The following is a 10,349-nucleotide window of genomic DNA, read 5'->3' as shown; positions in this document are numbered from 1 at the left end:
CCGGCACCGGTCACCGCGACACGCAGTGGCATACCAATTTTGCCCATGCCAATTTCCAGCGCATCGGCAGTAGCTTGGATAGCGGTATGAATCGCCTCAACGTTCCACTCCACTTCCGCCAGACGCGCACGCACCGCTTCCAATGGCGCTTGCGCGACCGGACGCAGATGTTTTTTCGCTGCATCTTCATCAAACGCAGCAAAATCTTCGAAGAAGTAACGGCTAGCCGCTGCCATCTCTTTCAGTGTCTTGCAACGCTCGCCCAGCAACTTAACGATATCAGTCAGCGCCGGACCATTTTCGGTGTTGATCCCTTGATCTTGCATATGCCACGCCAAGTACTCAGCAACACGCGCAGGATCAGCATGGTTGATATAGTGATGGTTCAGCCACAGCAGCTTATCGGTGTTAAACGCACTGGCTGATTTGCTTACCGCATCCAGCGAGAACAACTGCTCCATCTCGGCAATCGAGAAGATCTCCTGATCGCCATGGGACCAACCCAGACGCACCAGATAGTTCAGCAGCGCTTCTGGCAGGTAACCGTCATCACGGTACTGCATCACGCTCACCGCACCATGACGCTTAGACAGCTTCTTACCGTCATCACCCAAGATCATCGATACGTGGGCATACTCAGGTACCGGTGCACCCAGCGCTTTCAGAATGTTGATCTGACGCGGCGTGTTGTTGATATGGTCTTCACCACGGATAACATGCGTGATCTCCATATCCCAGTCATCCACAACCACACAGAAGTTGTAGGTTGGCGAACCATCGGTACGGCGGATAATCAGGTCATCCAGCTCTTGGTTGCTAAATTCAATCGGACCACGGATCAGATCGTTAAAAATCACTGAACCTTCTTGTGGGTTACGGAAACGCACCACATGCGGCTCATCCGGAGTATGGTTATGCGCGTGATCGCGGCAGCAACCATCGTAACGTGGTTTCTCTTTCTTCTCTTCCTGCTCAGCACGCAGCGCTTCCAAACGCTCCTTAGAGCAATAGCAACGGTATGCGGTACCGGCTTCCAGCATCTCATCGATGATGGCGTTGTAACGGTCAAAACGCTTGGTCTGATAATACGGACCTTCATCCCAGCCCAGATCCAGCCAGTTCATCCCATCCATAATGGCATCGATGGCTTCCTGAGTAGAACGCTCCAGATCGGTATCTTCAATCCGCAGAACAAACTCACCGCCCATACGACGGGCATATAACCAAGAGTAAAGAGCGGTACGAGCACCACCCACATGCAGATAACCGGTAGGACTTGGCGCAAAACGCGTTTTAATTTTCATGGTGAATCCAGGCCTTTGCTAAAGCTGTAGATATAAGCAGGTATAAAATTCTGTCAGTAGTTACCGGCGTGATACCTCACATCACAACGCCACTACACACAGCACTCACAGCACACCGTCACGGTTTAACCTGCAAAACGCTATATATAGAGAAGAGCACACCGAATAAAACTGAAAAGTGGCGCTTATTTTAGCACTCCCCCCAGAATGCACCAAGGTAACTAACGCGTTGCAGGCTAAAGCGATGCAAAAAAAGTCATTTTGTGGAAAAATAAATCAAATAGCTTGTTTTTACGACGGACGTACAGTTTGGCTAAAAAAACCGTTGACTCTCAACGCTTAGCCCCTATAATGCGGCCCTCGTTGACGGCGGGCGATTAGCTCAGCTGGGAGAGCACCTCCCTTACAAGGAGGGGGTCACTGGTTCGAACCCGGTATCGCCCACCATACTTTCGCCGTCACGAAAACCTGATTATTCAGGTACTGGATGGGTCGTTAGCTCAGTCGGTAGAGCAGTTGACTTTTAATCAATTGGTCGCAGGTTCGAATCCTGCACGACCCACCAAATTCAGACAAAAGCGCTTTTCGGCGCTTTTGTTGTTTCTGGGCTCTGTGCTAAATGTGCAGGATAACGTTGCTTTAGCAACGGCCCGAAGGGCGAGCAAAGCGAGTCATCCTGCACGACCTCTTGCAGCGACCAGCAGTATCCTTCCCCCAAACTTTTCCCTCAAGCACCTATAGCTTTATGCCGATAACTCCATTTTCCCCTTTAAAAGGAGTTAATGATGGCCGCCATTTCAATGCCCTCTTCCTCTGCCCCTGGCCTGCAAACGACAACCGTAAATGCTTCCCCGCAGGGTAACGACACCTCTTCGCAGATAACTCGTATCACGCAGCAAATTACCAAACTGACTCAGCAACTGAAAACCATTGCCGACGGCCCCGGTGATGCGGATGAAAAACAAAAAGAAGCGGAGCTGATTCAGGAACAAATCACTATGCTTGAAGCGCAACTGGCAGAGCTTCAGCGCCAGCAAGCAGAAAAAGAGATGGCTCAACAGCAGCCTGCCACACCGATGACTGGCGTGAATAATCCTTCAGACGATCACCAGATAGATATTTACGTCTGATACAAAGGATCGTGCATCCTGGCCGCCGTCAGGGCTTTGGCCTGCTGTCCGACCACGTCCCACAGCGCCTGCGCTGCGGTCGAAAGCGATCTGTTTTTCCGTCGTGCCAGCATCAGCTGACGTTCTACCACCGGTGTCAGCCGTTTGACCATCAGCTGACTTCCCTGTGGCAACGGCAACGCCAGCGCTGGCAAAATGCTGATACCTATTCCTGATTCCACCATCGGAAACAGCGTCGCCGGATGGCCAATTTCCTGAACAATTTTGGCCTCTATTTCATGATGCCTCAGCGCAGCATCAATCAGCGGGCGGCTTCCGGAGGCATAATCCTGCAAAACAAGCCTGGCCTCCTGTAACGCCTGCCAGGAAACTGAAGGCAAAGAGGCGAAAGCATGATCCCGTCGGCACAGCACAAAAAACGGTTCAGAGAGGATCGCTTCACACTGCAAATCGCTTACTGCGCCCGGATCAATCACAATGCCGAAATCAACCTCCCCCTGGCGAATGCTTTCAAGCACCCACTGCTGCGGCCTGTCGTGGAGGACAAAATCTATCTCGGGATAGCGCTGATTGCTGTCCGCGATGCACTGCGGGATGAGATGCGCCGATATCGTCTGGCTGGCAGCAACGCGCACCGTGCCGCTTAGCTGCTGCCCCACTCGCCCGGCATCGCGCAACGTGCTGTTCAGTTCATCTAGTAAACGCTCAAGACGGGCGGCAAGCTGCTGTCCGGCTTCAGTCAGCACAACTTCTCGCGTAGTCCTGTCCAGCAAACGTACGCCCGTTTGATACTCAAGCTCTTTCACACTGTGACTGACCGCAGACTGACTCAGGCCAATCATCTCCCCTGCCCGGCTAAAGCTTCTGGCCTGAGCGACGGTAATAAAGACCTTCAGTTGACGCAGAGAGTAATTCATCTTTTTTATTCATCAATGAATGCAATAAATCAATTTTATTTCTCAAAGTGAAAAAAGCACAATAGCGTCATTCACTTTCAGGAGCGTTTATGAAACTTTTTCGTATTCTTGACCCCTTCACGCTGACGCTGATCTGCACGGTTTTGCTGGCTTCTCTCTTTCCCGCTCGCGGGGGATTCGTGCCGTTTTTCGAAGGGTTAACCACCGCCGCCATTGCGTTGCTGTTCTTTATGCATGGCGCGAAGCTCTCACGTGAAGCCATCATTGCTGGCGGTAGCCACTGGCGTTTACACCTGTGGGTGATGTGCAGCACCTTCGTGCTGTTCCCGGTTTTAGGTGTGCTTTTCGCCCGCTGGGCACCCGTCGATGTCGACCCGGCGCTTTACAACGGCTTTTTATATCTCTGCATCCTGCCAGCAACCGTTCAGTCCGCTATAGCCTTTACCTCCATGGCTGGCGGCAACGTCGCCGCAGCCGTGTGTTCAGCCTCAGCTTCAAGTCTGCTTGGGATATTTGTTTCTCCCTTGCTGGTTGGCCTGCTGATGAACCTTCACGGCGCGGAAGGCAGCCTGGAGCAGGTCGGCAAGATCATGCTGCAGCTGTTACTGCCCTTCGTGCTGGGTCATCTCTCCCGCCCCTGGACTGGCGCATGGGTCGCTCGCAATAAAAAATGGATTTCCAAAACCGACCAGACGTCGATTCTGTTAGTGGTTTACTCCGCCTTCAGTGAAGCGGTGGTCAACGGCATCTGGCATAAAGTTGGCGTGGGTTCGCTGCTGTTTATCGTGGTGGTGAGTATTGTGCTGCTGGCGATTGTTATCGTGGTGAATACCGTGGTGGCCCGCAAATGTGGCTTCAATAAGGCAGATGAAATTACGATTGTGTTCTGCGGGTCAAAAAAGAGCCTGGCCAACGGCATTCCGATGGCCAATATTCTCTTCCCTACCGCCATGATCGGCATGATGGTCTTGCCGCTCATGATTTTCCATCAGATTCAGTTGATGGTTTGCGCAGTGCTGGCTCGTCGCTATAAACGTCAGGCAGACGAGCTGCAGGCTAAAAATGCCGACGATGAGGTGAAAGCCTAGCGGTGACGTTTGAGGGGCTGAACAAGATGTGTCAGCCCTTCGGTTTTAATCAGCAACGCAATCGCCATCAGCTCGCCCAGTCGCCCGGCAGGAAATTCATCTTTGCGGGCGAACCACAGCAGATACTCTTCCGGCAAATCAATCAGCATCCTGCCTTTGTATTTGCCGAAGGGCATTTCGGTGTTAGCGATATCAATCAGTTGCTCTTTTTCCACTTCAGGCTCCCAGCAGGCGTAACATTTCAGCTTCGTCGATGACCGCAATGCCCAGCTCTTGTGCTTTCGCAAGCTTCGACCCCGCCGCTTCCCCGGCAATCACTAAATCCGTTTTCTTCGATACGCTGCCCGCCACTTTGGCTCCCAGCTCTACAAGGCGCGCTTTGGCATCATCACGAGACATCTGACTCAGGCTGCCAGTCAGCACGACAGTTTTCCCGGCAAACGGACTGTCAATCTCTTCGGCATTAATGACCACCGGCGCAGGCCAGTGCACACCTTCTTGCAGCAGTTGCTGAATTACCTCACGGTTACTCTCTTCAGCAAAGAAGTTGAAGACGTGAGTCGCGACCACGATGCCGACATCCTGTACTTTTTGCAGGTCTTCAATGGAGGCAGCAAGCAGAGCGTCCAGCGTGCCGTAATGTGCGGCAAGCCCGGCAGCCGTGGCTTCTCCGACTTCCCGGATGCCCAACGCATAGAGGAATCGCGCAAAGGTTGTCTCTTTGGACTTTTCCAGGGCACTCACCACATTCTGCGCTGATTTTGGCCCCATGCGATCCAGACCGGTGAGTTTGCCCGCCGTCAATCGGAAGAGGTCTGCCGGAGTATGGACGTATTCTTTCTCAACCAGCTGATCGATGATTTTATCGCCCATGCCGTCGACATCCATCGCACGACGCGAGACAAAGTGTTTCAGCGCTTCTTTGCGCTGTGCGCCACAAATCAGACCGCCAGTACAACGAGCCACCGCCTCACCCTCAACGCGTTCCACATCAGAACCACAAACCGGGCAATGCGTCGGGAATTCGATGGCACGCGTCTCTTCCGGGCGTTCAGACAGCACAACGTTCACCACCTGAGGGATAACGTCACCAGCACGACGAATCACGACTTTATCGCCGATACGCAGGCCCAAACGTTCGATTTCATCGGCATTGTGCAGAGTGGCATTGCTGACCAGCACACCAGCGACCTGAACAGGTTCCAGACGTGCTACTGGTGTAATCGCACCAGTGCGGCCGACCTGGAACTCCACATCACGTACAAACGTCATTTGTTCTTGTGCCGGGAATTTGAAGGCCACGGCCCAGCGTGGTGCGCGCGCTACAAAGCCGAGTTGTTCCTGTAATGCAAGGGAGTCGACCTTGATGACCACACCGTCGATATCAAAACCAAGATGCGGACGGTCTTCTTCAACCTTGTGGTAGTAAGCGAGCACTTCCTCAGGAGAGTTGCAGAGCTTCACTCGATTACTGACCGGCAAGCCCCACTCTTTAAACTGCTGCAGACGACCCAGATGGCTGGCTGGCAATTCGCCACCTTCCAGAATACCCACGCCATAGCAGAAGAAAGTAAGTGGTCGCTTCGCGGTAATTCTTGGATCAAGCTGGCGAAGAGACCCTGCCGCCGCGTTACGCGGGTTAGCAAACAGCTTCCCGCCCGTACGGCGCGCATCTTCATTGATTTTCTCAAAGCCCGCCTGAGGCAGGAACACCTCACCGCGCACTTCCAGACGAGCTGGAATATTATCCCCACGGAGCTTCAGCGGTATGGCACGGATGGTACGCACATTAGCGGTAATATCTTCCCCGGTGGTGCCATCCCCGCGAGTGGCGGCCTGTATCAAAACCCCGTTTTCATACAGAATGCTGACGGCCAGCCCATCCAGCTTCAGCTCACAGCAGTAAGTGAGCGCATCAGTGCTTTTCAGCCTGTCCTGAACTCGCTTGTTGAACGCGACGAAACTCTCTTCATCAAAGACGTTATCCAGCGAAAGCATCGGGACTTCATGACGGATCTGGCTGAAGGAAGTGAGGGGAGCCGCGCCCACGCGCTGAGTTGGGGAGTCCGGCGTAATGAGCTCGGGATGTTTCTCCTCCAGCTCACGCAGTTCGCGCATCAGCCGATCGTATTCGGCGTCTGGCACTTCCGGCGCATCCATAACGTGATACAGGTATTCGTGATGGCGAAGCGTGGTTCGCAGTGCTGTCAGTTGTTGTTCGATTGGTTCCATATCCCACCATCAATGATAAAAAACCCCCGACAGGCGGGGGTTCAGTAAGGGTGCGGTACGCCTGACTTATCAGGCGTTGGCTTCTTTCACTTCGCGAATGCGATCCTGATAATCGCGCACTTTCTGTGGCGTTATCATGCGACGCTGATCGTCCAGCACCACACCACCGACTTCGTCCGCAATGTACTGTGCCGACTGGAGCATCAGTTTGAAGTTTTGCAGTTCGTCACCGTAGGACGGCACCTGCATAAAGATTGTGACACCCGGGGTCTGCATGTCGGCCATGTTTTCCGGGTCGAACGTGCCAGGTTTCACCATGTTAGCAAGACTGAACAAGGCTGGACCGCCGCCGCCAGGATTGAGATGGCGGTGATAAATATTCATATCGCCAAACACAAACCCGGTCTGCTCGATGCTGTTGCGCAGCAATTCGCCGTTAATATGCGAGCCTTGATGGGCTGCAACGCTGAGAACAATAACAGTCTCTTTGCGTTCCTGTTTCACTGGCTGTGGTTCTTCTACGGCTGCCGGTTGTGGTTCAGGCGCTGACGGCTGTGCGACAGGCTGCGGAGCAACGGGCTGAGGCTCAGCAACAGCAGGTTGAACCGGCTGTGACGGAGCAACATGAGGCTGCTGCACAGGCTGCTGATACTGCGGTGCCGGCTGCTGTGGTGTGACCTGAGGCTGAACCGGTGGACGTTGTTCCACGGGTTGCTGCACAGGTGCCTGGTGAACCGGCTGCTGACGCACTGGCTGCTGAGACGGTGCGGGCTGACGAGCGGGCTCCTCATGACGTACCGGCGGCTGCACCTGACGCTCATAAGGCGGCTGGTACTGGTGTTGCGGCGCCTGGTGGGCAGCATCATGCTCCCCGGCGTGCATATCCTGGGCAGGGTTCACTCGATGAACACGAACTTCACCTACACCATCGTCATCAAAGTCGTCATCATCCGACGCTTCGTCGCCACGCGATTTCATGCGTTTCATTGGGCGATCGCGGAACATCGAAGAACGTTCTTTGCGGCTGGTCCAGAAACCGTGAACCAGGAGTGCAATTATGGCGATCGCGCCAACGATGATTAATATCAGACGCAAATCCTGCATCATTATATTCTCTGTTGTTCTAACACCTTGCCACCACGGCAAACATTTACTCACTAAGAGTATTTGCCCATCACGTCAAGTGCAAGTGTGTACCAGGAATTCGGACAATAAAGATGAACCAAATCGTGCTTTTTGCTGTTTTTTCGAACATTTCCTAACTGGTTATCGTCCGCCAACCCGATAAAATTGCTTTGCAACTGCCAGGACATTTTACAAAAGGAGTATCGCCAGACCATGGTTTCCTCATCTGCACCCCGTAGCGGGGTCTACTATTTTTCTCAGGGCTGGAAACTCATCCGCCTGCCCGGCATTCGTCGTTACGTTTTTCTGCCGCTGCTGGTGAACATCGTTTTGATGGGCGGTGCCTTCTGGTGGCTGTTTAGCGAATTGGGTAACTGGATCCCGTCGCTGATGAGTCGGGTGCCAGACTGGCTGCAGTGGCTGAGCTATCTGCTATGGCCAATTGTAGTTATCTCAGTATTACTGGTCTTTGGGTATCTCTTCTCTACCCTCACAAACCTTATTGCAGCGCCCTTCAGCGGGCTACTGGCAGAACAGCTCGAAGCACGGTTAACAGGCGCCACCCCGCCGGATACTGGCGTGCTGGGCGTAATGAAAGATGTCCCGCGAATCATGAAGCGCGAATGGCAAAAGCTGGCCTGGTATCTGCCCCGCGCGTTGGTATTACTGATTTTGTACTTCATTCCGGGGATTGGCCAAACCGTCGCGCCCGTGCTGTGGTTCCTGTTCAGCGCCTGGATGATGGCCATTCAATATTGCGACTATCCGTTTGATAACCACAAAGTGCCTTTCAAAACCATGCGAGAAGCGCTGCGCTCACGCAAAGTGACGAACATGCAGTTTGGCGCGCTCACAAGCCTTTTCACCATGATCCCGATATTGAACCTGGTCATTCTGCCAGTGGCTATTTGTGGTGCCACCGCCATGTGGGTTGACTGTTATCGCGATAAGCACGCGCTCTGGAAATGACCCTCTTCTGTATATAAAGGTAAAGCCGGGGCGACGAATGTCGTCCCTTATTCCATACTGATAACCTTTATTTCACATCAGCATATCGTTATACGAAAACTTTCCTTCCACATCATGACCATCTGCGTATGCTGGAGTCGTTCCCAAATTTCAGACAGTTAAGGACTGGCTATGAGCAAGATTTTTGAAGATAACTCGCTGACAATCGGTCATACGCCGCTGGTTCGACTGAACCGAATCGGTAATGGACGCATCCTCGCGAAGGTGGAATCCCGCAACCCGAGCTTCAGCGTCAAATGCCGCATCGGTGCCAATATGATTTGGGATGCCGAAAAACGTGGTGTGCTGAAACCGGGCGTCGAACTGGTTGAGCCAACCAGCGGCAACACCGGCATCGCGCTGGCTTATGTTGCTGCGGCCCGTGGCTACAAGCTGACGCTGACCATGCCAGAAACCATGAGCGTGGAGCGCCGCAAACTGCTGAAAGCACTCGGGGCCAATCTGGTGCTGACCGAAGGCGCGAAAGGCATGAAAGGTGCCATTCAGAAGGCAGAAGAGATTGTTGCCAGCGATCCGGAAAAATTCCTGCTGCTGCAACAGTTCAGCAACCCGGCAAACCCGGAAATCCACGAAAAAACCACCGGCCCGGAAATCTGGGAAGATACTGACGGTCAGGTTGACGTGTTTATCGCCGGCGTGGGGACTGGTGGTACGCTAACGGGTGTCACTCGTTATATTAAAGGCACAAAAGGTAAAACTGACCTGATTAGCGTCGCGGTTGAGCCAACAGATTCCCCTGTTATTACTCAGGCATTGGCAGGCGAAGAGATCAAACCAGGCCCACACAAAATTCAGGGCATTGGCGCAGGCTTCATTCCAGGTAACCTGGATCTGAAGATTATCGACAAAGTCATCACTATCACGAATGATGAAGCGATTTCGACCGCACGTCGTTTGATGGAAGAAGAAGGCATTTTGGCGGGGATCTCTTCGGGTGCAGCCGTCGCAGCCGCGCTGAAACTGCAGGAAGATGAAACCTTTACCAACAAGAATATAGTGGTTATTCTACCTTCTTCGGGTGAGCGTTACCTCAGCACCGCACTGTTTGCCGATCTCTTCACCGAGAAAGAACTGCAACAGTAATGCCAGAGTGTCAACGTTGCGTAAAAAAGCACCCGCCAGGGTGCTTTTTTGTGGCATACGTCATACTTTTGCCCCACCTGGCATTGCTTCCCCCCGTCGGGTCTGGTATTTAACCATCACATTTATTTTGAAGCGCGAAATTATTCAAATGTCGATTTCAGCGTGCTGAATCGATTTTATGATTTGGTTCAAATCCTGCTTTCGCGGCATAATGTTTAATGACGAGCTAAACGTCACCGGCCAGAAGTGCCTGCCAGGATTGCGTCAGACCTTCTGTGTCGTTTTCGTGTCCGCCGGCGCTAAATCTATACAGGCTAAAGTGTAGCCGCCAGGCTAGACTTTAGTTCCACAACACTAAACCTATAAGTTGGGGAAATATAATGTTCCAGCAAGAAGTTACCATTACCGCTCCGAACGGTCTGCACACCCGCCCTGCTGCTC

General features: G+C 52.9%; 10 protein-coding genes and 2 tRNA genes. 7 read left to right on the top strand and 5 right to left on the bottom strand.

Annotated features, from left to right (window positions below; genetic code table 11):
- On the bottom strand, window positions 1-1,304 hold a 1,304-nt coding region (gltX, locus tag ACRCWW_RS19915; protein ID WP_438683933.1), incomplete at its 3' end, for a glutamate--tRNA ligase.
- 371 nt (window positions 1,305-1,675) lie between these two features.
- Here gltX and ACRCWW_RS19910 point away from each other — a divergent pair.
- The 3 genes from ACRCWW_RS19910 (at window position 1,676) to ACRCWW_RS19900 (ending at window position 2,434) form a co-directional block, all read left to right on the top strand.
- Window positions 1,676-1,751, top strand: a tRNA-Val gene (locus ACRCWW_RS19910).
- Window positions 1,752-1,793: 42 nt separating this feature from the next.
- Window positions 1,794-1,869: transfer RNA gene (locus tag ACRCWW_RS19905), tRNA-Lys, on the top strand.
- 220 nt (window positions 1,870-2,089) lie between these two features.
- The gene (locus tag ACRCWW_RS19900; RefSeq protein ID WP_438683932.1) at window positions 2,090-2,434 is read left to right on the top strand and encodes a FlxA-like family protein; all 345 of its coding nucleotides are present in this window, start codon (window positions 2,090-2,092) and stop codon (window positions 2,432-2,434) included.
- On the opposite strand, the gene ACRCWW_RS19895 is transcribed toward ACRCWW_RS19900, so the two are convergent.
- A complete protein-coding gene (locus ACRCWW_RS19895) occupies window positions 2,425-3,351 on the bottom strand; it encodes a LysR substrate-binding domain-containing protein (RefSeq protein ID WP_438683931.1) in 927 nt (308 codons plus the stop codon). The genes ACRCWW_RS19900 and ACRCWW_RS19895 overlap by 10 nt on opposite strands.
- An 89-nt stretch (window positions 3,352-3,440) precedes the next feature.
- Between ACRCWW_RS19895 and ACRCWW_RS19890 the strand changes: the two genes are divergently transcribed.
- Window positions 3,441-4,439 carry a bile acid:sodium symporter family protein gene (locus ACRCWW_RS19890; protein ID WP_438683930.1) on the top strand — a complete coding sequence of 333 codons (999 nt, stop codon included), beginning with the start codon at window positions 3,441-3,443 and terminating at the stop codon, window positions 4,437-4,439.
- Here the strand turns inward: ACRCWW_RS19890 and ACRCWW_RS19885 are convergent.
- The 3 genes from ACRCWW_RS19885 to zipA all read right to left on the bottom strand — a co-directional run bounded on the left by ACRCWW_RS19885 (window position 4,436) and on the right by zipA (window position 7,778).
- Window positions 4,436-4,654 (bottom strand): DUF3820 family protein, encoded by a 219-nt coding sequence (locus tag ACRCWW_RS19885; RefSeq protein ID WP_438683929.1) that lies wholly within the window; start codon window positions 4,652-4,654, stop codon window positions 4,436-4,438. The genes ACRCWW_RS19890 and ACRCWW_RS19885 overlap by 4 nt on opposite strands.
- Window position 4,655: 1 nt before the next feature.
- Window positions 4,656-6,671: an NAD-dependent DNA ligase LigA gene (gene ligA, locus ACRCWW_RS19880; RefSeq protein ID WP_438683928.1), complete on the bottom strand. Its 2,016-nt coding sequence runs from the start codon at window positions 6,669-6,671 to the stop codon at window positions 4,656-4,658.
- A 69-nt stretch (window positions 6,672-6,740) separates the two neighbouring features.
- Window positions 6,741-7,778, bottom strand: coding sequence for a cell division protein ZipA (gene zipA, locus ACRCWW_RS19875; protein WP_438683927.1), 1,038 nt, complete (start codon window positions 7,776-7,778; stop codon window positions 6,741-6,743).
- A gap of 231 nt (window positions 7,779-8,009) precedes the next feature.
- Between zipA and cysZ the strand changes: the two genes are divergently transcribed.
- The 3 genes from cysZ to ACRCWW_RS19860 form a co-directional block, all read left to right on the top strand.
- Entirely contained in the window at window positions 8,010-8,765 is a 756-nt protein-coding gene (gene cysZ, locus ACRCWW_RS19870; protein ID WP_438683926.1) for a sulfate transporter CysZ, read from the top strand.
- A 171-nt stretch (window positions 8,766-8,936) separates the two neighbouring features.
- Window positions 8,937-9,908, top strand: coding sequence for a cysteine synthase A (cysK, locus tag ACRCWW_RS19865; RefSeq protein WP_438683925.1), 972 nt, complete (start codon window positions 8,937-8,939; stop codon window positions 9,906-9,908).
- Window positions 9,909-10,288: 380 nt separating this feature from the next.
- Window positions 10,289-10,349: HPr family phosphocarrier protein (locus tag ACRCWW_RS19860; protein ID WP_438683934.1), on the top strand; the 61-nt coding region annotated here is incomplete at its 3' end.

It is taken from the genome of Scandinavium sp. (genome assembly GCF_051650185.1).
GTDB lineage: Bacteria > Pseudomonadota > Gammaproteobacteria > Enterobacterales > Enterobacteriaceae > Scandinavium.
Note: the sequence above shows the minus strand (reverse complement) of the source record. Positions and strands in the feature narration are given on the sequence as shown.

Bases quoted from the DNA above. Each gene is read 5' to 3' on its own strand.
- ACRCWW_RS19895 (WP_438683931.1), bottom strand. From the start codon at position 3,351: ATGAATTACTCTCTGCGTCAACTGAAGGTCTTTATTACCGTCGCTCAG.
- cysK (WP_438683925.1), top strand. From the start codon at position 8,937: ATGAGCAAGATTTTTGAAGATAACTCGCTGACAATCGGTCATACGCCG.
- zipA (WP_438683927.1), bottom strand. From the start codon at position 7,778: ATGATGCAGGATTTGCGTCTGATATTAATCATCGTTGGCGCGATCGCC.
- cysZ (WP_438683926.1), top strand. From the start codon at position 8,010: ATGGTTTCCTCATCTGCACCCCGTAGCGGGGTCTACTATTTTTCTCAG.
- ACRCWW_RS19900 (WP_438683932.1), top strand. From the start codon at position 2,090: ATGGCCGCCATTTCAATGCCCTCTTCCTCTGCCCCTGGCCTGCAAACG.
- ACRCWW_RS19890 (WP_438683930.1), top strand. From the start codon at position 3,441: ATGAAACTTTTTCGTATTCTTGACCCCTTCACGCTGACGCTGATCTGC.
- ligA (WP_438683928.1), bottom strand. From the start codon at position 6,671: ATGGAACCAATCGAACAACAACTGACAGCACTGCGAACCACGCTTCGC.